The sequence below is a fragment of the Dyadobacter frigoris genome, from assembly GCF_005280585.1.
In the GTDB taxonomy this organism is placed as follows: Bacteria; Bacteroidota; Bacteroidia; order Cytophagales; family Spirosomataceae; genus Dyadobacter; species Dyadobacter frigoris.
On record NZ_SZVO01000008.1, the window covers coordinates 263,243 to 286,408 of the forward strand.

20 protein-coding genes and 2 CRISPR repeat arrays (1 of these 22 running past the window's edge) are annotated in these 23,166 nt (G+C 38.5%); of the genes, 19 read left to right on the top strand and 1 reads right to left on the bottom strand.

All coding sequences use genetic code 11. From position 1 onward, the window contains the following. Positions 1 to 2: 2 nt before the first annotated feature. The 14 genes from FDK13_RS18345 (at position 3) to FDK13_RS18410 (ending at position 12,846) form a co-directional block, all read left to right on the top strand. Positions 3 to 872 carry a lysophospholipid acyltransferase family protein gene (locus FDK13_RS18345; protein ID WP_137341468.1) on the top strand — a complete coding sequence of 290 codons (870 nt, stop codon included), beginning with the start codon at positions 3 to 5 and terminating at the stop codon, positions 870 to 872. Then, on the top strand, positions 869 to 1,285 hold the full coding sequence (locus FDK13_RS18350) for a hotdog family protein (protein WP_137341469.1): 417 nt from the start codon (positions 869 to 871) through the stop codon (positions 1,283 to 1,285). The genes FDK13_RS18345 and FDK13_RS18350 overlap by 4 nt, the downstream gene beginning before the upstream one ends. 41 nt (positions 1,286 to 1,326) lie before the next feature. After that, on the top strand, positions 1,327 to 1,740 hold the full coding sequence (locus FDK13_RS18355; RefSeq protein WP_137341470.1) for an acyl-CoA thioesterase: 414 nt from the start codon (positions 1,327 to 1,329) through the stop codon (positions 1,738 to 1,740). A gap of 50 nt (positions 1,741 to 1,790) precedes the next feature. Continuing rightward, complete coding sequence (locus FDK13_RS18360; protein WP_137341471.1) at positions 1,791 to 2,873, top strand: beta-ketoacyl-[acyl-carrier-protein] synthase family protein; 1,083 nt, start codon at positions 1,791 to 1,793, stop codon at positions 2,871 to 2,873. Then, a complete protein-coding gene (locus FDK13_RS18365; protein WP_137341472.1) occupies positions 2,870 to 3,481 on the top strand; it encodes a hypothetical protein in 612 nt (203 codons plus the stop codon). The genes FDK13_RS18360 and FDK13_RS18365 overlap by 4 nt, the downstream gene beginning before the upstream one ends. A 54-nt stretch (positions 3,482 to 3,535) precedes the next feature. Further along, positions 3,536 to 3,793: a phosphopantetheine-binding protein gene (locus tag FDK13_RS18370; RefSeq protein ID WP_137341473.1), complete on the top strand. Its 258-nt coding sequence runs from the start codon at positions 3,536 to 3,538 to the stop codon at positions 3,791 to 3,793. Positions 3,794 to 3,834: 41 nt separating this feature from the next. Further along, complete coding sequence (locus FDK13_RS18375) at positions 3,835 to 5,022, top strand: beta-ketoacyl-[acyl-carrier-protein] synthase family protein (protein WP_137341474.1); 1,188 nt, start codon at positions 3,835 to 3,837, stop codon at positions 5,020 to 5,022. Positions 5,023 to 5,061: 39 nt separating this feature from the next. Then, complete coding sequence (locus tag FDK13_RS18380) at positions 5,062 to 6,024, top strand: beta-ketoacyl synthase chain length factor (RefSeq protein WP_137341475.1); 963 nt, start codon at positions 5,062 to 5,064, stop codon at positions 6,022 to 6,024. Further along, a complete protein-coding gene (locus FDK13_RS18385) occupies positions 6,014 to 6,784 on the top strand; it encodes a polysaccharide deacetylase family protein (protein WP_137341476.1) in 771 nt (256 codons plus the stop codon). The genes FDK13_RS18380 and FDK13_RS18385 overlap by 11 nt, the downstream gene beginning before the upstream one ends. Continuing rightward, positions 6,771 to 7,403 carry a flexirubin biosynthesis/transport protein LolA2 gene (gene lolA2, locus FDK13_RS18390; protein WP_137341477.1) on the top strand — a complete coding sequence of 211 codons (633 nt, stop codon included), beginning with the start codon at positions 6,771 to 6,773 and terminating at the stop codon, positions 7,401 to 7,403. The genes FDK13_RS18385 and lolA2 overlap by 14 nt, the downstream gene beginning before the upstream one ends. 40 nt (positions 7,404 to 7,443) lie before the next feature. Further along, positions 7,444 to 7,800, top strand: coding sequence for an ApeI family dehydratase (locus FDK13_RS18395; protein ID WP_137341478.1), 357 nt, complete (start codon positions 7,444 to 7,446; stop codon positions 7,798 to 7,800). A gap of 63 nt (positions 7,801 to 7,863) precedes the next feature. Further along, positions 7,864 to 9,024 carry a DUF2062 domain-containing protein gene (locus FDK13_RS18400; RefSeq protein ID WP_137341479.1) on the top strand — a complete coding sequence of 387 codons (1,161 nt, stop codon included), beginning with the start codon at positions 7,864 to 7,866 and terminating at the stop codon, positions 9,022 to 9,024. Between the two features lie 54 nt (positions 9,025 to 9,078). Further along, complete coding sequence (locus FDK13_RS18405; RefSeq protein ID WP_137341480.1) at positions 9,079 to 10,011, top strand: M90 family metallopeptidase; 933 nt, start codon at positions 9,079 to 9,081, stop codon at positions 10,009 to 10,011. 213 nt (positions 10,012 to 10,224) lie between these two features. Further along, positions 10,225 to 12,846, top strand: a complete 2,622-nt coding sequence (locus FDK13_RS18410; protein WP_137341481.1) for a sodium-translocating pyrophosphatase — start codon at positions 10,225 to 10,227, stop codon at positions 12,844 to 12,846. Positions 12,847 to 12,913: 67 nt separating this feature from the next. Here the strand turns inward: FDK13_RS18410 and FDK13_RS18415 are convergent, their stop codons facing one another. Further along, complete coding sequence (locus FDK13_RS18415) at positions 12,914 to 13,192, bottom strand: hypothetical protein (protein WP_137341482.1); 279 nt, start codon at positions 13,190 to 13,192, stop codon at positions 12,914 to 12,916. A 266-nt stretch (positions 13,193 to 13,458) separates the two neighbouring features. Between FDK13_RS18415 and cas9 the strand changes: the two genes are divergently transcribed. The 5 genes from cas9 to istB all read left to right on the top strand — a co-directional run bounded on the left by cas9 (position 13,459) and on the right by istB (position 22,447). Then, positions 13,459 to 17,649: a type II CRISPR RNA-guided endonuclease Cas9 gene (cas9, locus tag FDK13_RS18420; protein ID WP_137341483.1), complete on the top strand. Its 4,191-nt coding sequence runs from the start codon at positions 13,459 to 13,461 to the stop codon at positions 17,647 to 17,649. Positions 17,650 to 17,750: 101 nt separating this feature from the next. After that, positions 17,751 to 18,665 (top strand): type II CRISPR-associated endonuclease Cas1, encoded by a 915-nt coding sequence (gene cas1 / locus FDK13_RS18425; protein ID WP_137341484.1) that lies wholly within the window; start codon positions 17,751 to 17,753, stop codon positions 18,663 to 18,665. Positions 18,666 to 18,704: 39 nt separating this feature from the next. Then, complete coding sequence (gene cas2, locus FDK13_RS18430) at positions 18,705 to 19,034, top strand: CRISPR-associated endonuclease Cas2 (RefSeq protein ID WP_220417380.1); 330 nt, start codon at positions 18,705 to 18,707, stop codon at positions 19,032 to 19,034. Positions 19,035 to 19,148: 114 nt separating this feature from the next. Further along, positions 19,149 to 19,809: direct repeats of the CRISPR family, unit length 47 nt; unit sequence GTTGTTGTCGATATATCAAAGATCGAATTTTGAAAGCAAATCACAAC. A 325-nt stretch (positions 19,810 to 20,134) separates the two neighbouring features. Next, positions 20,135 to 21,706 carry an IS21 family transposase gene (gene istA / locus FDK13_RS18435; protein WP_220417381.1) on the top strand — a complete coding sequence of 524 codons (1,572 nt, stop codon included), beginning with the start codon at positions 20,135 to 20,137 and terminating at the stop codon, positions 21,704 to 21,706. Positions 21,707 to 21,721: 15 nt separating this feature from the next. Beyond that, positions 21,722 to 22,447 carry an IS21-like element helper ATPase IstB gene (gene istB, locus FDK13_RS18440; protein WP_137341485.1) on the top strand — a complete coding sequence of 242 codons (726 nt, stop codon included), beginning with the start codon at positions 21,722 to 21,724 and terminating at the stop codon, positions 22,445 to 22,447. A gap of 119 nt (positions 22,448 to 22,566) precedes the next feature. Next, a CRISPR array of direct repeats spans positions 22,567 to 23,166; the repeat unit is 47 nt; unit sequence GTTGTTGTCGATATATCAAAGATCGAATTTTGAAAGCAAATCACAAC; it runs 3,892 nt beyond the window's last position.

Below are 23,166 nucleotides of genomic sequence, written 5' to 3' on the forward strand. Positions count from 1 at the left end.
GAATGAACCGTTGGGATGGTAAAACCAAAGGATCTTTATTAGGCTATAAAATTTTCCTTTTTCTGATTAACGCCCTGGGCCTTAATTTTGCCTATGGGCTTTTGCGGATAGTGTCGTATTATTACTATCTGTTTGCCGAAAAAGCGAAGGAAGCACTTCTTGATTTTTATAGTAAAGCACTACATATTTCAGGTAAGCCGGCGCTTCATCTGGTAAGACAAAATTTTTTTATTCTCGGCCAAACTTTGCTTGACCGGGCTGCTTTTCTTTTAGGTAAGGATAAGAACTTTACCCATACTTTTGAAAACGAGCAATATTTACTCGATATAAGAGATAAGGGAAAAGGAGGTATTTTGCTGAGCGCGCATCTGGGAAACTGGGAAACTGCGGGCAATTTGCTTAAAGGAAGAGTTACTCCCACAATTAATATTGTCATGCTGGATGCCGAGGTAGAAAGCATTAAAAAATTCATGGATCTTTCCACAGGAGGTTCCAAATTTAAGATCATACCTATCAAAAACGATTTGTCTCACGTTATTTCAATACGTAATGCGTTGTTGAACAATGAGTTTGTAGCAATTCATGCAGACCGTTATCTGGAAGGTGCAAAATTTATCGAACTGGATTTCCTGGGTAAAAAAGCAAAATTTCCCTACGGACCTTTTGTAATTGCATCGAAATTTGACGCGCCGGTAACGTTTGTTTTTGCTGCAAAAGATGGAAAATTCAGTTATCATTTAAGTGCTACTACTCCGATTGAGGGCAAAATGAAGCCGGAAGAAATTGCTCAATTATATGTGGCAGAGTTAGAGCGGAAAGTCCGGCAGTATCCGGAGCAATGGTTTAACTATTTCAATTTTTTTCAGGAATGATCATAACAAAAGAAAATATAACGAATTTCATTCCGCACAGAGCACCGTTTCTAATGATAGATAATCTGATTCTTGCAAACGGAGAGCGTTTCGAATCGGATTTTTTTATTGAGGAAAACAATGTCTTAGTTCGTTCTGGTTATTTTGAAGAATCTGGTTTAATAGAAAATATTGCTCAAACCTGCGCTGCCGGTTTTGGATATCTTGATCACGGAAATGGGGCAGAACCCAAAATCGGTTTTATTGGCGCCGTGACAAAACTGGAAGTCTTTGAGCTTCCTCTGGTTCTATCCAAAATCGAAACGGTTGTTACGCCAACCCACCAGTTAGGGAATATTTTTCTTGTAAAAGGGGGAAATTACTGTAATGGACGTAAATTGCTTGAATGTGAAATTAAAATTGTGGTTACTTAAATCGTTTTAGTCCGCGATTGACGTAACTGATTATAAAAAATATGCTTTCTTCTGAAATTGAAATTGACATACGGTTTAGTGAAACAGATGCCATGGGCGTTGTCTGGCATGGCAACTATCTCAAATTTTTTGAAGATGGAAGAGAAGCTTTTGGCAGGGAATACGGACTGGAATATTTAACAATTTTCGATAAGGGCTATTTTACACCCATTGTGAAGTCGGAAATTGATCATAAAGCATCGGTTTTTTACGGACAGAAAATTAAAGTTATTACCAAATTTGTTTCTTCCAAAGCCGCAAAAATAATGTTTGAATATCAGGTGGTTAACTTGTCTACAAATGAACTTTGCGCCGTAGGAAAAACAATGCAGGTATTTCTGGACCGTGAAACGCGAACGCTGGAATTGTTAACACCGGATTTTTACCGGATTTGGAAAGAGGATAATCTTGCTTAGTTGGATAAACGTTACACTTTAATAATACTTGACAGAATTTTAATTGCAGAATGATTTATATCGGTGCCGAGGAAATAATAAGTCCGTTAGGACAAAATATGGAAGAAAATTTCCAGGCGGTTTGTGAAAACCGTTCGGGGGTCTCTTTAATTCCTCATGCTGGTTTTAATGATGAATCGATTCATTTGTCAAAAATTACTTCTATTTCAAGTCAGAATAAATTTGAGTATCTGCTGATTGACATACTGGAAAATGTATTAAAACAGATTGATCCTCAAATTGTTTCTTCAAAAAAAACTATTGTAATTGTCAGTTCAACAAAGGGAGATTTGGATAGAAATATTTCTAGTCCTTTTACTGATTCCATTGCAGCTTTTGCTAAATATTTTAAGCTGGCAAACGAGCCGCTAGTTGTTTCAAATGCATGCATCTCCGGTGTTTTGGCAATCAATGCAGCAGGCAATTTTATCAAAACAGGATTATATGATCACGCCATTGTTATAGGGTGCGATGTCATTTCTGACTTCGTTTTGTATGGTTTTCAATCCCTTTTTGCAGTAAGTTCTACGCCTTGCGCGCCATTCGATGCAAACAGGAACGGGATTACCTTGGGAGAAGGTTGCTCCGCAGTTGTCTTGTCCAATTCAAAAGAAATATTCAAGAAAACTTCTTTCCAGCTATTTACTGGCAGGTCGGCTAATGATGCAAATCATATTTCCGGTCCTTCCCGGACAGGCGAAGGTTTGTTTAGAAGTGTAAAGAAAACGCTTGAACAAAATCAGATTTCTGTTGATGAAATTGATTTTATTTCGGCACATGGAACGGCTACCATTTTTAATGATGAAATGGAAGCCATTGCCTTTGATCGTCTGGAAATCAACGATAAACCGCTGAATAGCCTGAAAGGATATTTTGGGCATACACTGGGAGCAGCAGGGGTTATTGAAACGGCGATTTCCATACAAATGATGCGAAATAATTTACTTGTTAAAAGTCTTGGTTATAAAGAGTCGGGTACTTCAAAAACTTTAAATATTGCAACAGAAAATAAATCTTCCGAATTAAATACGATTTTGAAAACGGCCTCAGGTTTCGGAGGTTGTAATGCATCCCTAGTCATTCGGAAATTATGAGTTTTATTACCGTTTATTGTCATATTGACGAAAACTCCTGTTCTGTAAACGGCGAAACTGTTTTACAGAAAAACGAGGAATCTTCGGATAGCTGGTTCAAACAATTGTATAAGGACCTCGCCATAGAATATCCAAAATTTTATAAAATGGATATGCTTTCCCAAGCAGGTTTTATCGGATCAGAATTAATAAAAAGAGCAAATCCTGATTTGATTTCAAATTACAATGACGATGAAATAGCACTTCTTTTTGCCAATAGCGAATCCAGCGCAGACACCGATATTCGTTTTAAAGAATCTTATTTGGATAAGAAAACACCAAGCCCATCCTTATTTGTATACACGCTGCCTAATATTGTTTTGGGTGAAATTGCAATTAGAAATAAATGGTTTGGTGAAAATATGTTTGCCGTTTTGCCTAAATTCACACCGGATTTTTTCGTTCAATATGGAATGGTTTTATTAACTACAGGTTCAAAAGCAGTACTTGCTGGATGGCTTGGAATATTGGAGGGAAGGGTCGAGGTTTTTCTATTTTTAGTTGAAACAGAAAGCAATAAGGGCGAGCCGTTTGATATAGAAAATATTATAAAATACGCCGGTTTTTAATCGGATAAATAAAAAAGGATACTCACAGCAAGCTGAATAAACGATTTATTATCAATGGACACATTAAAGGAAGATTTAAAAAAACACATTATAGAACAATTGAATCTTGAAGATTTGCAGGTATCGGACATTGATGACGACGCTTTGCTTTTCAGTACGGATGGAATTGGCCTGGACTCGATTGATGCACTTGAACTGATCGTGCTGATGGAAAAATATTACGGCATTCAGGTTACAAATCCTGAGGAAGGAAAAGTAGCGTTCCTGTCAATTAATACCATGGCCGATTACATAGCGAAAAGAAGAACTTAAAAAGTGTTTACTGAAATTGACTCTCAACTTTCCACTAAAAAATGTCCGTTCGAATAACAGGTATTGGAATTGTTTCAGCAATAGGATTAACTGTTGCTGAAAATCTGTCTTCACTTGAAAACAGCAAATCCGGTATTGGCAAGATACAATATCTTGATCAAAAGGGAGACTATCTGGTGGGTGAAGTGAAGTGTTCAAATCGGGAATTGATAAGTAGACTTGGCGTGAAATCACAGCCAATTTCCAGAACGTCATTATTGGGACTGGCCGCGGCAAGAGAAGCCTGGGGAGAAAACAAACATTCATCCAAATTACGAACCGGTATCATTTCGGCTACGTCGGTTGGCGGAATGGACCAGACCGAACATTTTTACCGCGATTATCTGAATCAGAATAATCCTGATTTTCATGTTTTGAAATGCCACGACAGCGGGAATACCACAGAGCGGATTGCTGCTGAATTAGGTATTTCAGGTTATATAAACACACTTTCAACGGCTTGTTCTTCCGGGGCGAATGCGATTATGCTGGGTGCACGCCTGATCGAACAGGGGAAACTTGACCGTGTTCTGGTTGGAGGAACGGACGCTTTGACACAATTTACATTGAATGGTTTCCGCTCTTTAATGATCTACGACGATCAGTGGTGCAGGCCCTTTGATGAATCCAGAAGCGGGCTGAATCTGGGTGAAGGTGCTGCGTTTTTGTTATTGGAAAATGAAAAAAGTATAGATTTTTCCGGCAACGAAACCCTGTGTTGTTTAAGCGGCTGGGCAAATGCCGCCGATGCTTATCATCAGACTGCCTCTTCTCCGGATGGAAAAGGAGCGACGCTGGCCATTCAAAATGCCATTGAAGTTTCGGGATTAAGTGCTTTGGATATTTCTTACATCAATGCGCATGGCACCGGAACGAAGAATAATGATCTTTCCGAGTCGGTTGCTTTGCTTAATATTTTTGGAGATAATTGTCCTGATTTTAGCTCGACCAAGCCGTTTACCGGACATACACTTGCAGCGGCTGGGGCAATTGAAGCAGTTCTTTCGGTATTAGCAATCCAAAACAGTATCATTTTTCCAAACCTGAATTATAGTCGGGCCATTACTGAAACAGGACTTATACCCATTACTGAATTTCAATCCAATCAGCCCGTGACTTCGGTGTTATCCAATTCATTCGGTTTTGGAGGGAATAATTCTTCATTGGTTTTCTCAGTTAATAATTCATAACTGACGCGTTTTTTGCTATCGATTTTCACTAAAAGTCAAATGTATATAACTGCCGCTTCAACGATTTCTCATCAGCCTACATTCAAAAATGCAGGTTTTTCGAAATTGATAGAGCCATTAAAAATTGATTCTGAATTAATCAGCCCTAATTTTAAGGAATATATTGACGCAGGTTTGCTTCGCCGCATGAGCAAGATTTTGCGGATGTCTGTAACAGCTGCAAAAGATTGTTTGCAACAGGCAGAAGTTGATCAGCCAGGAGCAATAATTGTGGGAACTGGTTTGGGTTGTTTGCAGGATACAGAAAAATTCCTCAATAACTTCCTGACGATTGAGGGACTTTTACCGCCGACTTCATTTATTCAATCTACGCATAATACCATAGCCGGACAGATTTCTTTAAGCATTGGAAATCACGGCTATAACATGACGCACACACAAAACACACTTTCTTTCGAACATGCTTTGATCGATGCCGGTTTGCTTTTGGGTGAAGGAAATGACAATATTATTGTAGGTGCTGCGGATGAATACATTGAAATACTGAGCACAATCGGAGAACATTTGCATGTGAAACCAGAAGTGAATTTAACTTCCGGCGCATCATTTTTTATTGTATCTAAGGAACAGTCCGGCAAATCAATCGCTAAAATTAAAGATATTGAAACGGTTGGGCTGGTGCAGGATATTCAGGAATCGATAGAAAATTTTCTGATAAACAATACTTTGAAAGAATCTGAAATTGATCTGGTTCTTTATAGTGATTTTAACGATTTAAAAGATTCTGGTCAGGTTTCGGATGTTTTTAAACGTTTTGAAAATAGCTCAGAATTAATAAATTATACGAATATTATAGGCATTTACCCGTCAAATTCTGCTTTTGCATTACACTATGCGGTAGACAGAATTCGGGATAACAATAAGATAAAATCTGTATTGATCATTAACGGATTAAATAAAATAAATTTGGGCTTAATATTAATCGAATCCATTGAAGCATAACATCGTTACGGCAATTTCCGCTATAGCCCTCGTTTTGTGCGGGTTTGCCTTTTGGGAAACAGGTTATGTTGAGATAATCCTCGGTTTGATTGTGATTTTTTATCTGGCCAGTACGACTTACGGATCCTTTCAAATCAGGGCAAATTATTTTGTAAAATCCATCCACAAAGGCAATAAAAAATCGGTAGCATTCACTTTTGACGACGGGCCTGATCCGGAAATCACACCTCGAATTTTGGCGGTTTTAAAAGAAAAAGGAGTGAAAGCGACCTTTTTTGTGATTGGGGAAAAGGCTGAAAAATATCCGGATTTACTAAGGCAGATTGATGAAGAGGGACATATTGTGGCCAATCATTCTTACAGTCATAATCATCTCATCGGATTTTTTTCAAAGAAACGACTGAATCAGGATTTGACTCATTGTAACGAAGCGATAATAGCAGCACTAGGGAAATCGCCTGTTTTTTTTCGTCCTCCTTTTGGTGTAACTAACCCACGTTATGCAAACGTTTTGAAGGGATTAAAAATGCAGTCGATTGGCTGGTCGCTTCGCAGTTTTGATACCCGGGCGAAAAACAAATACCAGCTGATTGAAAAAGTAATTTCAAATTTAAAAAGAAGAGATATCGTTTTGCTGCATGACAACCGTGCCGTCACTGCCGATGCGCTGGAAGATCTTATTGAACATTGTTTCAATAAAAATATCGAAATCCAGCCGCTTTCAATAATCATTAATAAAGAACCTTATGAAACCGTTTAAAGTATATTTCGTACTGTTTTTCAGCTTATTTGGCGGGACAATACTTGCACAGGAATTTAAACCGGCAGCTAATCCGGATAAAATATTGGCTGATCTAAGAAAATCATCGCTGGCAACTTCTTCCATCCAGGCCGATTTCAGAGAAGAGAAATACTTGTCTTTTTTGAAAGAACCTGAAAAATCATCTGGTGTATTTTATTACAAAAAAGAAGATCAGATGCGTTGGGAACAACAAACACCCTTTAAATACGTAATCCTGATTAACGGCGAAAAACTCCGTGTGCTGGATGCCGGAAAAGAGAAAAATGTAGGTTCCGCAGGAAAAATGGCCGGACAAATAAAGCAGGTTATGCTTGGACTTGTCAATGGGGATTTTCAGAAAAGTAAGACTTTTACGCAGGTTTGTATGGAAAATGCAGATTATTATCAGGTCACATTAACACCGACAAACAAGCGGATGAGAAATGTATATGCTAAAATTAATTTATTGTTTCCCAAAAATGGCTTACGGTTGAAAGAGCTTACTTTTTTTGAGAAAGGCGGAGATAAAAGTATTATGAAATTCCAGAACGAAAAGTTTAATCAGCCTATTGCGGAGACTGTTTTTACCAATTTATAATGTAGATTTCAACCCTGGTTTTCTCAAATTTACCTGACAAATGTTTCTCGATAGTCTTTATAAAATAACCGGTTTAGATGTTACACCGGAAACAATTTTAGCTACTATTTCCATAAATCCGGATCATGCTATATTTGAAGGGCATTTCCCTGATTCTCCTGTAATGCCTGGAGTTGTGCAGCTGCAAATCGTGAAAGAATTGTTGGAAAAACACTTTGGGAAAACTTTGAAAATGAAAACCATGCGAACCAGTAAATTTCTTAAGGTAATAAATCCAAAAGAAACGCAGGACGTATATATTGACATCAAATTTAAGAACGGTGAATTTTTAGAAGTTGTGGCCTCCGGAAGTTGGGAAAACGCAACTTTTTTTAAAGCACAAGTTTCTTATATTTAACATTCCTGCTCATGCAACATATTGCTGTCAACATAAGAATTTCCGTTTCATCGTTCTGATCTAATGATTTTAAAAGATATACACTGCTGCATTCTGATTCCTACTTATAACAACCAAAAAACGCTCCGTCGCGTTATTGACAGCGTTTTGGCTTATAGTGGCGGCGAAGATATCATTGTTATTAACGATGGTTCAACAGACGAAACAGTCAGTATTTTATCGGAATACGGAAGCGGAATTCAGGTAATTCATAACGATAGAAACAGGGGAAAAGGATATTCGCTGAGACGTGGATTCAAAGAAGCGCTTAATCTGGGTTATAAAAATGCAATTTCAATAGATTCAGACGGACAACATTTGCCATCCGATATTCCTCTTTTTATAGAGACGGCTTATCAAAATTCGGGTGCTTTATTGATGGGCTCCCGTAACATGGAGCAGGAAGGCGTACCTGGAAAAAGCTCTTTTGGGAATAAGTTTTCTAACTTTTGGTTCAAGGTTGAAACTGGACTGGTTTTACCGGACACGCAAACTGGTTTTCGGCTTTATCCGCTTGAAGAAGTTAGCAAAATCAGACTTCTCACAACGAAATTTGAAACAGAGATTGAGGTTATTGTAAAACTGGCCTGGCGTAACGTTAAGATTATACCCATTGATATTCAGGTGATTTACGATAGCAATGAACGGGTAACCCACTTTCGTCCGTTTCAGGATTTTACCAGAATAAGTATTTTAAACACTTATTTCGTCATTCTCACTTTGTTATATTATTTACCCAAACGCCTTTTCCTTTTTGTAAAAAAAAAAGGACTTTGGGAGATCATAAAGGAGGAGGCGGTCAAACCGGATGAGAGTAATTACAGTAAGGCGCTTTCAATTGCTTTTGGCGTTTTTATGGGAATCGTTCCAATCTGGGGTTTTCAGCTTTTGGTTGGTATTCCGTTATCCGTTTATTTCAAAATGAACAAAGTCCTTTTTCTTACAGCGGCCAATATCAGTCTTCCGCCGCTTATTCCTCTTATTATCTTTTTCAGTTATAAATTCGGTGGTTTGTTTTATAAAAATGGCGTCCAGCTTGATTCAATTAAAGATCTTACGCTGGATTCTATCAATAAAAACTTTGTCCAGTATTTTCTTGGCGGTACTTTATTAGCTTCCTTCACAGGCCTTTTGGCTTTTGGTATTTCGTGGCTTATTTTTAAAGTGCTCAGAAAAGAGGCATGATTTTTCGGATAAATCAATTCAAATTACTTCCTTCATCCAAATCAATTACCAACTATGAGCACTACTATTACGACTGCACAAGACCTGAAAAATTATTACCAGAATCTTTTCAGATCGGCGCGGGTAAGGGCTATCGGCTGGGAATTGGGTGTTATGATTTTATTTGGTTTGCTGGCTTATTTTAGTCATAAAACGGTTTTATACCTTGCCGGATTTTTAGTCGTAGGAATAATAGCCATTTTTCATCGCCGCTATCACAACAAATCTTACAAGAGACTGGCTGTTTTTAAAACTCCGTTTCCGGCTGCATGGCGTCAGATTCTTGAAAAACATTCGGTTTTCTTTAAAAATCTTGATGGTCAAAAACAGACGCTATTTGAAAAAAGAGTGCAATTGTTTTTGATTGGAAAAAGAGTGGAGGGCATCGATACTGAAATTGACGATGAAATACGGGTCTTAGTGGCGGCCAGTTCTATCATTCCGACTTTTGCATTCCCTGCATTCGATTATCCTGATTTAAATGAGGTTTTGGTTTACCCTGCATCCTTCAGCGAAAAATTTGAAATCGGGGCACACAAGCATGATGAAAATATTGAAGGCATGGTTGGTAACCGATATATGAACCATTCGTTGCTTTTGTCAAAACCTGCGTTGTTAAGCGGATTCAATGGAAGGAAAGGAGAAAATAATGTAGGTATTCATGAATTCGTCCATCTTCTGGATCGGGAAGATGGCGATACCGACGGAGTTCCTGAACGACTTGCAGACAACGCTTACGCTTTACCGTGGCTTCATCTGATCAAAAAAGAAATGCAAAATATCCGGAGCGGCGAGTCAGATATAAATCCTTATGCGATTACAAACAATGCAGAATTTCTCGCTGTTGTTAGTGAATATTTCTTCAATAATCCGGAAGAATTCCAGCGCAAACATCCTGAATTATACGAAATTCTCTCCAAATTTTATCATATTGAGCCAGCTTTCTGATTAATAAGTTGATTAACAGTGATATAAATATACTATTGGTATAGTTAACTTTAACCAGTTAATTTTTTTATTAATTTACTCACATTTTATTTCTGTATTTTTTCACAAAAAAAATATGAATTAAACAAAAATAAGCCGTTTTTGATTTTGTTATGAGGTCGCATTCTCTATATTTACGAGAATTTAAAACCTTTTAACTAATTCATATCGCGCATGAGTAATATTACCTATTTAGTGCCAGTTTTAGGCCTGATTGGCTTGGTGGTTATGTTTTTCAAAAGAGGGTGGGTAATCAGGCAGGATGCCGGGGACGGCAACATGAAAGAAATTGCGGATGCTATCGCAGATGGTGCTCTTGCATTTCTCAAAGCCGAATGGCGGGTGCTGATCGTCTTCGGTATTATTGTTAGTATTTTATTAGGTTTTTCCGGCACACTGGTTGCAAATTCCAGTGTTTTTATTGGTGCCTCCTTTCTGGTTGGCGCCTTCATCTCGGCCTTTGCAGGATATATCGGGATGAATATTGCTACCAAATCCAACGTGCGGACCACGCAGGCTGCGCGTACAAGTCTAACCAAAGCGCTTGAAGTTTCATTTACCGGCGGTTCCGTAATGGGAATCGGGGTAGCGAGTCTGGCCGTGATCGGATTGGGCGGTTTGTTTATAATTCTTTACAGTGTTTTTGTGGGAAATAGCAGTGATGTCAACGGACTTGGCATGGAGAAGGTGCTTGAAGTACTGGCCGGTTTTTCTCTTGGAGCAGAATCTATCGCACTTTTTGCACGTGTAGGTGGTGGGATTTACACCAAAGCCGCTGACGTAGGAGCCGATTTGGTTGGAAAAGTAGAGGCAGGAATTCCCGAAGACGATCCAAGAAACCCGGCTACAATTGCTGATAATGTGGGTGATAACGTGGGCGACGTTGCCGGGATGGGAGCTGATTTGTTTGGTTCTTATGTGGCCACGATTCTGGCAACCATGGTTTTGGGAAGAGAAATCATTGCCGAAGGAACAGATAATTTTGGAGGAATATCACCTATATTATTGCCTATGGTAATCGCAGGCGTGGGTTTGATCGCATCAATTATCAGTATGCTTTTCGTTCGGATCAGTGGTGATCATGGTGACGTGCAAGGTGCTTTAAACCGGGGAAACTGGGGATCAATTGTTTTGACATTAATTGCCTGTTATCCTTTGACGATGTGGATGTTACCGGAAGGGATACTAACCATTCGCGGCGTTGAGTTCACTTCCATGCATGTTTTTTACGCGATTTTACTAGGTTCCATTGTTGGCGCTATTATGTCAACGGTAACGGAATATTATACTGCAATGGGCAAACGTCCGGTTCAATCCATTGTAAATCAGTCTTCAACAGGCCATGCTACCAACATTATCGGCGGACTTTCTGTGGGTATGGAATCAACGGTTATTCCTACGTTGGTTTTGGCTGCCGGGATTTTTATCAGTTATGAATTTGCTGGTTTATATGGTGTGGCCATTGCTGCTGCTGGCATGATGGCGACTACGGCTATGCAGCTTGCCATCGATGCTTTCGGCCCCATCGCAGATAATGCGGGTGGAATTGCGGAAATGGCACATTTGCCGGAAGAAGTTCGTGGCCGTACGGATGTTCTGGATGCTGTTGGAAATACTACCGCCGCTGCCGGAAAAGGTTTTGCAATTGCGTCGGCTGCACTTACTTCACTGGCTCTTTTTGCTGCTTTTTGTGGTGTGGCTGGGATCAGTTCCATTGATATTTACAAAGCCAATGTACTGGCCGGGCTTTTCGTAGGAGCGATGATTCCGTTTATATTTTCTTCTCTTGCTATTGCCGCAGTAGGTCGTGCCGCTATGAAAATGGTGGAAGAAGTGCGCCGCCAGTTCCGTGAAATTCCTGGAATTATGGAAGGAACTGCCAAACCCGAGTATGATAAATGTGTAGCGATTTCTACGGAAGCTTCTATCAAAGAAATGGTGGCTCCCGGATTGATTGCTTTACTGGTACCCGTTATTGTCGGGTTTCTTTTTGGCCCCGAAGTATTGGGCGGGACTCTCGCGGGTGTAACAGTTTCCGGGGTTTTGATGGGTATTTTTATGAACAATGCCGGTGGTGCCTGGGATAATGCGAAAAAATCTTTTGAAAAAGGTGCTGTCATTAATGGCAAAACGTATTACAAAGGCTCCGATCCACATAAAGCCGCGGTGACGGGTGATACGGTTGGTGATCCATTTAAAGATACTTCCGGACCATCGATGAATATTTTGATCAAATTGATGTCAATTGTTTCCTTGGTAATCGCCCCGCATATCGCTGTTATTCCTGCTGGTGTAGAGGTAGTTGAAGAAGAAATTATTGAAATGCCTATGACAGAAGTGGAAACGACTATACTTGATTTGAACGGAATGAAGCTAAATATCGCCGCCTCGGGAAATCCTGTGGAAGCTGCTTTGCTGGATTTTATCAAATCTGATAAAAAAGTGGACAAGGAAACCTGGTTTGATTTTGACCGTTTATTATTTAAAACCGGAAGTGACAAACTTGAACAAAAGTCTAAGGAACAGCTTGAAAATGTTGCCGAAATATTAAAAGCATATCCTGATGTGGCAATCAAGCTGGGAGGTTATACGGATAATACCGGAGACGCGGCCGCCAATGTTAAACTTTCAAGCGAAAGGGCGGAATCAGTAAAAAAATCACTGGAAGATCTGGGTATTGATAAATCACGTCTGGAAGCGGAAGGTTACGGCGAAGAACATCCGGTTGCATCTAATGACACTGAAAAAGGCAGAGCTGAGAATCGGCGTATATCAATCAGGGTAACGAAGAAGTAACAATTATTTAATCATGAAAAAGCCAGGTCAAGCAAAACTTAACCTGGCTTCTTTTAATTCCGTTTCCTCAAACTGCGCAATGCGCGAATATAACGTTACTATTTCTCCACATCTTGTAACTTCCTGCCTGCGTAGTTTTAGGCTTCGTTTTTACAAATGTTTCGGTAACTATTGATTCAATATCTGTTTTTTCAATATATTCTTCAAGTAAGGCAATGGAGCAATTCAAAGAAGAAAAGCTGATGCCGGCATCATTAAGCGTGTGGAACAGATCTCTTAGTACGGCAAGATCTGTCTTGGCCATCAATAAGTTTTCAGGATTCATTCCGTAAGATTCAAGATTCATTTTTTAATTATTAAGCTGGTTATTTTAGTTGTGATGCTTAATGGTGTTAAAAAAGTGTACCAGGGCAATTCGGGGAGGGAATTTTGGAGTGGTCTAAAAACAAAAATGTCTCCCGTTAAAAGTCGAGAGACGAACTTAATGTTTTCACAGCGGAAAAATCCTTATTGTGATTTGCTTCAATGCAAATATATGAATAATATAAAACAAGTGACAAAATATTGGATATTTAAATTATTTTTGATAAAATAAAACTGTCCCTCCCAAATATGAGCAAAAAAATACTAGGTCTTGATTTAGGCACAACCTCAATTGGTTGGGCATTTGTAATAGAAGCTGATAACCAAGAATATTCCGAAATTAAGAAAATTGGTGTAAGAGTTAATCCGCTTACAACAGACGAACAGACCAATTTTGAAAAAGGTAAGCCTGTATCTGTTAACGCAGACAGAACACTTAAAAGAGGAGCTAGAAGAAATTTACAACGTTATAAACAACGCCGTGAAAATCTGGTAGAGGTTTTAAAAAATAATAATCTTATTACAAGTGATTCAGTTTTGGCTGAAAACGATAAAAATACCACTCATTCTACTTTTGAGATTAGAGCACGAGCAGCTTCCGAGAAAGTTGAAAAAGAGGAACTCGCCAGAATTTTGTTAATGATAAATAAAAAACGGGGTTATAAAAGCAGTAGAAAGGCTAAAAACGAAGAAGAAGGCCAGGCTATTGACGGAATGGCTATTGCCAAAAGACTTTATGATGAAAATTTAACGCCTGGGCAACTCAGTTGTGCATTACTGAAAGAAGGTAGAAAGGTTCTCCCTGATTTTTATCGCTCTGATCTACAAACTGAGTTTAACGGGATTTGGGACTTTCACCAATCATTTTATCCGGACATTTTAACTGATGGATTTAAAAATGAAATTGCTGGAAAGGGTCAGCGCGCAACAGCGGCGTCATTTTGGAATAGGTATAAGTTTAATACTGCTGAAAATAAGGGGACAAAAGCTGAAAAGAGACTGAGAAGTTATGAATGGAGAAGTAAGGCTATTAACACAAAACTCAGTGCGGAAGAGGTTGCCTACGTCCTGACGGAAGTGAACAACAATATCAGTAATTCCAGCGGATACCTTGGCGAGATTAGTGACAGAAGTAAAGAGCTTTATTTCAATAAGGAAACTATTGGCCAATATTTGTACAAACAATTATTGGTTAGCCCCCATTCGAGAATGAAAGGTCAGGTTTTTTATCGTCAGGACTATTTTGATGAATTTGAAACAATTTGGGAAACTCAGTCTAGATATCATTCGGAGCTTACCAAGGATTTGAAAATTGAGATTAGAGATATAATCATTTTTTACCAGAGAAAACTAAAATCGCAAAAAGGCCAGGTAGGTATTTGCGAGTTAGAAAACAAGGAAATTGATCTTGAAATAGATGGCAAAAAGGTTACGCGGACTATTGGAGCAAAGGTCATACCAAAATCTTCCCCGCTTTTTCAGGAATTCAAAATCTGGCAAAATTTAAATAATCTACTTTTTCAAAATAAGAAATCGAAAGAAATTATTCCACTGGATCTGGACGCGAAAGGAATTCTTTTTGAAGAACTGAATTCAAAAGGAAATTTGAAAACTGATGATGCGCTTAATATACTGGGATATAATCCAAAAGAATGGGATGCCAATTTTTCGAGTCTGGAAGGAAATAAGACCAATCAGATATTTTATGAAACATTTCTAAAAATGCTGGAATTGGAAGGGCACGAAGAGTATGTCTTATCTGATTTTTCGGGAAAAGAGATTAAAGAATTAATTCTTTCCTTTTTTGAATCAATGGGTATTGAAATTTCTATACTTAATTTTAGTGCTGATCTGGATGGTAAGGCATTTGAAAAACAACCTGCCTATCTGTTCTGGCATCTTCTTTATTCCTACACGGATGACAGTAGTACAACTGGTGATAAACAACTTCTGGAAATACTTCAATCTAAATTTGGCTTCAAAAAGGAGCATGCAATATTGTTGTCCAACATTAATTTTGAAAATGATTACGGAAATCTTAGTGCCAAAGCGATTCGTAAAATACTTCCCTTTTTAAAGGCGGGACACCCGCTATCAGGTGAATCTAAATTTGACGGCTCTTTAAGTGCCAGGTTACTAGCCGGCTATAAGGATTCTTCTTCAATCACAAAAGAAGAAAACGACAATCGTGATTTAAAGGAAAGATTGAAAATATTACCAAAAAACAGTTTGCGAAACCCTGTGGTTGAAAAGATTCTCAATCAAATGGTAAATGTCGTAAATGCAATTATTGATGATCCGTCTTTGGGTAGGCCGGATGAGATAAGAATTGAACTGGCAAGGGAGCTAAAAAAGAATGCAAAAGAGCGTGAGGAGATGACTTCTCAGATTAACTCGGCAAAGACTAATCATGAGGCTATTAGAAAGAAACTGATAAATGAGTTTGGTGTTAAAAATCCTACAAGAAATGATATCATTAGGTTCAAATTATATGATGAATTAAAACTGAACAGTTATAAAGATTTATACACGAATCATTATATTTCGCCGCAGGAATTGTTTACAAATAAATATGATATAGAACATATCATTCCCAAGTCCAGGCTCTTTGACGATAGTTTTTCAAATAAAACCATTGTTCCAAGGTCTGTAAATGCAAATAAGGATAAGGCAACTGCATACGACTTTATTTCCAACACCTATTCTAATGATCTCAAAGATTATTTGGCCAGAGTGGAAATGATGTTTAAAACAAAAGATGGGTCTATCAGTAAAGCAAAATATAAAAAATTGCTGATGAAAGGTAGCGATATTGGAGAGGGCTTTATTGAACGAGATCTTCGGGACAGCCAATACATTGCAAAAAAGGCGAAACAAATGTTACTCCGGATTTGCAGAACGGTGGTATCGACAACTGGAAGCGTTACAGATCGTCTCCGGGAAGATTGGAACCTTGTCAACGTAATGCAGGAATTGAATATGGATAAATTCCGGAAACTTGGTCTGACTGAAATGGTCGAAAAAAAGGATGGAAGTTTTAAGGAACGAATCACTGAATGGACAAAGAGAAATGATCATCGTCACCATGGTATGGATGCATTAACGATTGCATTTACACGACACGAACATATTCAATATCTCAATAATCTTAATGCTAAGAATAAAGAGGATAAAAAAGGAAAAGAAATTTACGGTATTGAACAAAAGATAACTTTTCTAGAAGGAGAAAACGGAAGTAAGAAAAGAAAGTTTAAAGCACCACTTCCTAATTTCAGAAATGAAGCTAAAAGTCATCTTGAAAATCTTCTGATCTCTTGTAAATCAAAAAATAAAGTTACTACGAAAAATAAAAATAAGGTAAAAGTTAAAAATGGCACTAAAACGCGAATTGAATTAACGCCACGTGGCGCATTGCACAAAGAGACTGTTTATGGAAGAATCCGGCAGTACAAAACGAAAGAAGAAAAAATAGGTGCTAAGTTTGACCTTGAAACTATTAAAACTGTCGCTAACAGTACTTACCGGGATTTGCTAACAGACAGACTTCTTAACAATGAAAATGATCCTAAAAAAGCCTTTACCGGAGCCAATTCATTAATTAAAAAACCAATTTATATTAATTCTGGAAAAGTGGATGTTGTCCCTGAAAAAGTAAAACTTGTGTGGCTTGAAGATGATTTTACAATTCGGAAAGAAATTACGCCTGATTTGAAAATTGACAAAGTTATTGATTCCGGTATTCGCAAAATTTTGGAAAACAGACTAATGGATTTTGATGGTAATGCCAAAGAAGCGTTCTCGAATCTTGATAAAAATCCAATTTGGCTAAATGAAAAAGCGGGAATTGCTATAAAAAGAGTGAAGATAAGCGGTGTGAAAAATGCTGAGTCTCTTCATTATAAGAAGGATAATCTTGGTAATTACGTTGAAGATAATCTTGGCAAACGTATTCCTACTGATTTTGTGAGTACGGGAAGTAATCATCATGTAGCGATATACCGTGATGAGGAAGGAAACTTGCAGGATCAGGTAATATCATTTTATGAAACTGTTGAGCGCGTTAATCAGGGACTTTCTATCATTGACCGATCATATAATCAAGATAAAGGATGGAAATTTCTCTTTTCCATGAAACAAAATGAGTATTTTGTTTTTCCTGCATCCGATTTTGATCCTTCTGAGGTTGATTTGTTGAATTCGGCTAACAATAAACTAATTAGCCCAAATTTATTCAGAGTTCAAAAATTTTCAAAAGTCACGTATGGAAATTCTTCTGTTCGTGACTATGTTTTTAGACATCATCTTGAAACTTCTGTTGAAGAAAAAAAGGCTTTAAAGGATGTAGCCTATAAAAGCATAAAGAGTGTGTCAAATTTTGAGAACATAATCAAAGTTCGTGTCAACCACATTGGGAAAATTGTGAAAGTCGGTGAATATTAGTATTTTAACTGCCGTTAAATAACAATTCCGACGGAATTTTCGATATGTAACTACTAATTTATAATTTGGGAGGACTCAATGTCATAATCCTCCCAAATTATATGATTAAACGAACGCTTCACTTCGGTAATCCCGCATATCTGAGCCTTAATAATGCCCAATTAAGTATTGATCTTCCACATTTGCGTGAATTTGGAGAAGAACATTCCAAGAAATCAATAGCGATTGAAGATATTGGTGTACTTATTCTGGAACATAAACAAATTACCATCACACATGGCTGTATTGCGGCATTGCTTGAAAATAATGTCGCGATTATCACCTGCAATCATTCTCATCATCCTACCGGCTTATTGCTGCCGCTTGAAGGTAATGGATTACAAAGTAAAACCTACCGGTACCAGATAGAAGCTTCACAGCCGCTTAAAAAACAATTGTGGCAACAAACTATTCAGGCTAAGATCTATAATCAGGCGGCAGTACTTCGTGAGCGTGGAATTCCAATGGAAAATATGCTTCATTGGGTAAAAAGTGTTCGTTCCGGTGATCCTGATAATTTTGAAGGAAGGGCTGCCGCATATTACTGGAAAAATGTATTTCCAAAGAAAGTCGAATTTTTTCGAGGACGTGAAGGTAATCCACCTAACAATTTACTCAATTATGGCTACGCGATTTTACGTGCCATTGTAGCAAGAGGATTGGTCTCTTCCGGGCTTCTGCCCACGTTGGGTATTCATCATCACAATCAATATAATGCCTATTGTCTGGCGGATGATATTATGGAACCATACCGGCCATTTGTAGATCAAATTGTCTTGAAAATTAAAGATAATGGCGAAAACTTTCTGGAATTGTCAACTTCCCTGAAATCAAAGTTGATGGATATAGCCAGTTGTGATATTATGATTGATAACGAAACCAGCCCATTAATGGTTGGACTTCAAAAAACGACCTCATCACTGGTGAAATGTTATGAGGGAAAGCAACGTAAAATCAATTATCCAATTATTCTGTAATTCATCTCCCGGATTAAATTGGTCATAACTCTGTCTATCATGCGTTTAAACGAATATAGAATTTTGTGGATACTTGTACTTTTTGACCTGCCAACTGAAACGAAAAAGGAGAAGAAAGATCATGCCGGATTTCGCAAGGATTTGATGAAAGACGGTTTCGCTATGTTTCAGTTTTCTATTTATCTGCGACATTGTTCCAGCCGCGAAAATGCAGATGTACATATCAAAAGGGTTAAAGGGTTTTTACCTGAAAAAGGGTACGTAGGAATTTTAACAATTACTGACAAACAGTTTGGAATGATGGAGCTATTTCAGGCCAGAAAAGTGAAAGACAGGCCAAATGTCCCTCAACAGCTTGAAATGTTTTAGAATAGGATAATTAAAATGACAAAAAAAATCGGAAATCTGTTAAGATATTCCGATTTTTTTTCTTTGATATGTCGACTGTAACTAATTGATTACTAGATAAATAATCCATAGTATGTTGTTGTCGATATATCAAAGATCGAATTTTGAAAGCAAATCACAACCGTTGCTAAATTCAATTATAGACGTTGCGCGTTGTTGTCGATATATCAAAGATCGAATTTTGAAAGCAAATCACAACTACTTCCAAGTTTTTTAAATGCTCTTGCAGTTGTTGTCGATATATCAAAGATCGAATTTTGAAAGCAAATCACAACACCCTTTTCTGTTCCCTGAAAAGATTCAGGGTTGTTGTCGATATATCAAAGATCGAATTTTGAAAGCAAATCACAACCCAGCCAATAGACCAATCAATTGGAAGATCGTTGTTGTCGATATATCAAAGATCGAATTTTGAAAGCAAATCACAACATGATCGATGTCATAAAGGATTTCGGACAAGTTGTTGTCGATATATCAAAGATCGAATTTTGAAAGCAAATCACAACTATCTCTGAGCGATGCCAGAAGGGACTGAAGTTGTTGTCGATATATCAAAGATCGAATTTTGAAAGCAAATCACAACGTGAAGTAGAAAAGGATAAAACAGCCAGTGGTTGTTGTCGATATATCAAAGATCGAATTTTGAAAGCAAATCACAACTCAGTAGAAAAAGTCCCAACATATACATAGTTGTTGTCGATATATCAAAGATCGAATTTTGAAAGCAAATCACAACATGCAGGATCATTGAATCAGACATTGGTAAGTTGTTGTCGATATATTGCATATTCCACTCTATAGTTTACCACGATTCCGATTTCATATTTTACCAGAAATTCCGAACATGCTTTACCAGTGTTCCGGAATAGTTTACCAGTTATTCCGCGGTAGGTTTTACCAGTTATTCCGCTGCAAACTTTACCAATTGGAAGTAAAATCAGGGCATTAAAAATCTGTCATTTCGACAGATACTTTACCGGATTTTCCGCTACATACTTTACCACTGAGGATTTCATACCGTTCTGGGATACATTTGATTACGATCAAAAACTATCCGGAGAATGGCTAATAAATCACTTAGTATGCAAAAATTACGTCAGATACTTTTATTCCTGAAACGAGGCTATTCCGAGCGCTCTATTGTGAAGCAAACCGGCATTTCAAGGCAGACTGTGCATCAGTACGCCAGATTGTTTTTGGAAACCGGAAGTGATTATAATACCCTTTTAACCCTTAGTGATCATCAGCTGCACTCCATTATTGAAGGGAATAAACCAGAAAAGGAGCAGGTCCGGGATACGCGTAAAAGCCAGTTTTTAGACCAGATTGATTACTTTATACTGGAATTAAAAAGGGTTGGTGTCACCCGTCAGCTTCTTTGGCAGGAATACCTCGAAGCGCACCCTTCTGGTTTTCAGTACTCCAGGTTCTGTGAACTTCTTGATATAGAAACGGGCCGCAGGAAGCCCAGTATGCATTTTAGCCATAATCCAGCCGAGCTGATGGAGATCGACTTTGCGGGCTCAAAACTGCATTATGTCGATAAGAAAAGTGGTGAGATAATCGAATGTCCCGTACTAATCGGTGTGCTGCCGTTCAGCGGTTACGCTTATGTGGAAGCCCTTGACAATGCGAGCCTGCCGCAGGTAATCAAAGGCTTGAACAACATGCTCAATTACCTGGGTGGAGTGCCCTTAAATGCAATCTCAGACAACATGAGACAGTGGGTAAGCAAATCCTGTCGTTATGAGCCGACCTTTCCACAGATGCTTGAGCAGTGGTCTATCCATAACCACATAGGCCTGTTGGCCACCAGACCAGGTTTCCCCAAAGACAAGCCTTCTGTAGAGAATCAGGTATTGATCACCTACCGTCGTGTTTACGCCCTGATCCGCAATACAACTTTCCATAGCCGTACCGAGCTGAATAACGCCATTCTTCAAAAGCTTGAAGAACATCACCGGCAAAACTTTCAAAAGAAAACATACAGCAGATACCAGCTATTTAACTCTGAGGAAAAGCCCTTATTACAACCCTTGCCTCAGACACCTTATGAACTCCGTCATTACACACGGGGCAAAGTACATAAAAACTACTACGTCGTGGTAGGCGAAGACTGGCACTTTTACAGCGTTCCCAGCACCTATGTAGGTAAAGAAGTACAGATTGTGTACGATAGCGATTGTGTAGAGATCTACCACCGTCAGGAGCGGATTGCTCTTCATAAGAGAAGTTTTAAAAAACATGCCTACACTACCGAATGGGAGCACATGCCCGAGAATCATAAAAGGATTGCTGAACAAAAAGGATGGAATCCGGAATACTACCTCAGAAAGGCCTCTGAAAATGGTGTCTTTACCCGGGAGTTTTTTGATAAGCTAATGCAAAGTAAAATAACGATTCACCAGGCCTACGGCCCTTGCCTTGGTATACTGAGGCTCATTACAGAATATGGTCCTGCCAGAGTGGAATCAGCTTGTAAAAGAGCCCTGATGGGAAGTAAATACAATTATGGTGTAGTTAAAACGATCCTTAAAAACAATATGGATCTGATCGTAGAACTTACCGAATTACCTTCCCAGATTCCGGCCCATACCAACATCAGAGGTGCAGATTTTTATAAAACAATTTAATAAACAGTACTGATCATGAACACTCAAATCACTGTGGAGCAGCTAAATGCTCTTAAACTTACGGGCATGGCTAAACGCTATCAAGCCGCTTTGGCACTGCCCTCACATCAACAAGAAGACGCACATTCACTCATTGCTTTACTGTGCCAGTCCGAGCTCGAATACAGAAATCATTACCGAACAGAAAGGTTGCTAAAGAACAGCAAACTACGTTACAACGCCCTGCTTGAAGAAGTTATCTGCACCCCCGAAAGGGGGCTGTCCCGAGAGATGCTGCTACGGTTATCTGACGGAATGTTTATTGAGAAAGCTGAAAATATACTTATCTGTGGTCAAACCGGAACAGGTAAAAGCTTTTTAGCGTGCGCAATAGGTCGCAGCTGCTGCTTGCTGGGCTATAAGACCTTATACTTTTCGATGAATAAATTCCTGGAAAACCTGTCTCAGGCAAAGCTCGATGGTTCTTACCTGAAATGGATCCGTAATATAGCGGGCCATCAGGTACTGATTCTTGATGACTTTGGTCTGAAACCACTATCGCCGGACGCAAGGCTGGCTATGCTGGATATTCTGGAAGACAGGTATGGAAAATCCGCTACTATCGTTACCTCGCAGCTGCCCGTAGACAAATGGCATGAGTTCATAAACGAACCTTCAGTTGCCGACGCAGTGCTCGATCGACTGACAGCATCGGCAAATAAAATTGATCTTGTGGGGAGCTCCTTGAGAAGACGAAAATAAAAAACTAATATTGAATGTTCAACTTGACATCCTCAGTGATGTAAGTACTTAGCTGCTGGTAAAGTTTCCTTCGGAATTACTGGTAAATATACAGCTCGGAACGGTGGTAAAGTTTTCCCGGAATATGCAATATATCAAAGATCGAATTTTGAAAGCAAATCACAACTGTTAGGATAAACACTTTCTTTCGAAATTGTTGTTGTCGATATATCAAAGATCGAATTTTGAAAGCAAATCACAACTAGGCAGCAGAAACGGAATTGCCAAACTTGTTGTTGTCGATATATCAAAGATCGAATTTTGAAAGCAAATCACAACACTGTAGTATTCTCATTATCAGGTATATAGTTGTTGTCGATATATCAAAGATCGAATTTTGAAAGCAAATCACAACTAAGTTAGTGAAGGAAGTAAATTTACACCTGTTGTTGTCGATATATCAAAGATCGAATTTTGAAAGCAAATCACAACAATACAACGAGCTTCTAAATTCTTGATAAAGTTGTTGTCGATATATCAAAGATCGAATTTTGAAAGCAAATCACAACCGCTCTTTCGTTATCAACGAACTAACCGGGTTGTTGTCGATATATCAAAGATCGAATTTTGAAAGCAAATCACAACCAGTGGCACGAGGTATAGGGCATATTTTAGTTGTTGTCGATATATCAAAGATCGAATTTTGAAAGCAAATCACAACTATTTCTAATTGTGTCGTA

What these genes read in the sequence shown, in the direction of transcription:
- FDK13_RS18345 (WP_137341468.1), top strand. Translation starts at nt 3, where the DNA reads ATGAACCGTTGGGATGGTAAAACCAAAGGATCTTTATTAGGCTATAAA.
- FDK13_RS18350 (WP_137341469.1), top strand. Translation starts at nt 869, where the DNA reads ATGATCATAACAAAAGAAAATATAACGAATTTCATTCCGCACAGAGCA.
- FDK13_RS18355 (WP_137341470.1), top strand. Translation starts at nt 1,327, where the DNA reads ATGCTTTCTTCTGAAATTGAAATTGACATACGGTTTAGTGAAACAGAT.
- FDK13_RS18360 (WP_137341471.1), top strand. Translation starts at nt 1,791, where the DNA reads ATGATTTATATCGGTGCCGAGGAAATAATAAGTCCGTTAGGACAAAAT.
- FDK13_RS18365 (WP_137341472.1), top strand. Translation starts at nt 2,870, where the DNA reads ATGAGTTTTATTACCGTTTATTGTCATATTGACGAAAACTCCTGTTCT.
- FDK13_RS18370 (WP_137341473.1), top strand. Translation starts at nt 3,536, where the DNA reads ATGGACACATTAAAGGAAGATTTAAAAAAACACATTATAGAACAATTG.
- FDK13_RS18375 (WP_137341474.1), top strand. Translation starts at nt 3,835, where the DNA reads ATGTCCGTTCGAATAACAGGTATTGGAATTGTTTCAGCAATAGGATTA.
- FDK13_RS18380 (WP_137341475.1), top strand. Translation starts at nt 5,062, where the DNA reads ATGTATATAACTGCCGCTTCAACGATTTCTCATCAGCCTACATTCAAA.
- lolA2 (WP_137341477.1), top strand. Translation starts at nt 6,771, where the DNA reads ATGAAACCGTTTAAAGTATATTTCGTACTGTTTTTCAGCTTATTTGGC.
- FDK13_RS18395 (WP_137341478.1), top strand. Translation starts at nt 7,444, where the DNA reads ATGTTTCTCGATAGTCTTTATAAAATAACCGGTTTAGATGTTACACCG.
- FDK13_RS18400 (WP_137341479.1), top strand. Translation starts at nt 7,864, where the DNA reads ATGATTTTAAAAGATATACACTGCTGCATTCTGATTCCTACTTATAAC.
- FDK13_RS18405 (WP_137341480.1), top strand. Translation starts at nt 9,079, where the DNA reads ATGAGCACTACTATTACGACTGCACAAGACCTGAAAAATTATTACCAG.
- FDK13_RS18410 (WP_137341481.1), top strand. Translation starts at nt 10,225, where the DNA reads ATGAGTAATATTACCTATTTAGTGCCAGTTTTAGGCCTGATTGGCTTG.
- FDK13_RS18415 (WP_137341482.1), bottom strand. Translation starts at nt 13,192, where the DNA reads ATGAATCTTGAATCTTACGGAATGAATCCTGAAAACTTATTGATGGCC.
- cas9 (WP_137341483.1), top strand. Translation starts at nt 13,459, where the DNA reads ATGAGCAAAAAAATACTAGGTCTTGATTTAGGCACAACCTCAATTGGT.
- cas1 (WP_137341484.1), top strand. Translation starts at nt 17,751, where the DNA reads ATGATTAAACGAACGCTTCACTTCGGTAATCCCGCATATCTGAGCCTT.
- cas2 (WP_220417380.1), top strand. Translation starts at nt 18,705, where the DNA reads ATGCGTTTAAACGAATATAGAATTTTGTGGATACTTGTACTTTTTGAC.
- istA (WP_220417381.1), top strand. Translation starts at nt 20,135, where the DNA reads ATGGCTAATAAATCACTTAGTATGCAAAAATTACGTCAGATACTTTTA.
- istB (WP_137341485.1), top strand. Translation starts at nt 21,722, where the DNA reads ATGAACACTCAAATCACTGTGGAGCAGCTAAATGCTCTTAAACTTACG.